Annotated in this window: 1 pseudogene; it reads right to left on the reverse strand. The window is 70.4% G+C overall.

Going from position 1 to position 1027, the window contains the following annotated elements:
* Nucleotides 1-1027 (reverse strand): annotated as a pseudogene (locus CVM52_RS26060) (alpha-2-macroglobulin family protein); the annotation flags it as partial.

Genomic DNA, 1027 nt, shown 5'->3' on the forward strand with positions numbered 1-1027 from the left:
GGCGCGGCGCCGCCGGAGCCGCGGGTGAGACCGGGTTCGAAGGTCGCGAGGCCCTGATCATCGGTCACCGCGCTGCCCAGCACCGCATTGGCGCGCGACACCAGCGTCAGTTCGACGCCGGCGCGCGCCGCCGCGTCGGAGAGGCCGCGCACCATCACCTGCAGCCCATCGGTGCCGGACAGCGTCGAAATCCCCAGATCGGACAGCACGAACCATTGCGTCGCCCCCGGATCGTCATAGGGCTCGACCCCCGGCACCCGGGCGGTCAGGGCGTAGATGCCGGCGGGCTGCCCGGCGATCGCCTCGCCCATCGGCAGGCGGGCGGTCATGTCGCGGTTCAGCTGGGTTGCCACCTCGGCGGTGCCGGTCCAGACCTCCTGGGCGATCTCGGCGGCAAAGGTTTCGTCCTGCCATTGCGACAACGGCCGCCCGAAATAGCCGTCTTGCACCGCGCGCAGCAGGTTGCGGTCGCTGACCCGGCGCAGGCGCAGGTCAAGCCGGGTCAGGTTCACCGTTTCGACCGGCAGCGCCGCATCGGCCGCCTTCGGCAGCACATAGGCGCGGCCGGGGAAGCGGACCGATGGCGCGCGGTCGCGGACGTATTGGGTGATCTCGACGTCTTTGGCCAACGCCTCGCCGCTTGCCGCCGGCAGGCCGGTGCGGAAGGTCAGGCGATAGCGGCTGCCATGCTGCACCCCGTCGATGCACAGCTGGCGATCTTCGGCGCTGACCGCGAGGTCGGAATGTTCGCTGCGGACATAAGGCGCGTAATCCACCCCGGCCTTGACCAATGTTTCGCTGAACTCGACGCAGATGCGCGGGCTGGCGCTGTTGCTGTCGACGGTGGTGCCGGTGATGCGGAAGCCGTATTTGCCGATGGCATCCTCCAGCGCGGCGGCGATGTCGTCGCGCGGCTGTTCGGCCATCGCCAGCCGCAGCGCCGGGATCATCTCGCGGCCCTGGCCCAGCCGCTCCAGCGCCTGCGCCAGCAGCACATCGATGCCGTCCTGCGCCTCGGTTCCCAGCC

Source organism: Pseudooceanicola lipolyticus (genome assembly GCF_002786325.1).
In the GTDB taxonomy this organism is placed as follows: domain Bacteria; phylum Pseudomonadota; class Alphaproteobacteria; order Rhodobacterales; family Rhodobacteraceae; genus Pseudooceanicola_C; species Pseudooceanicola_C lipolyticus.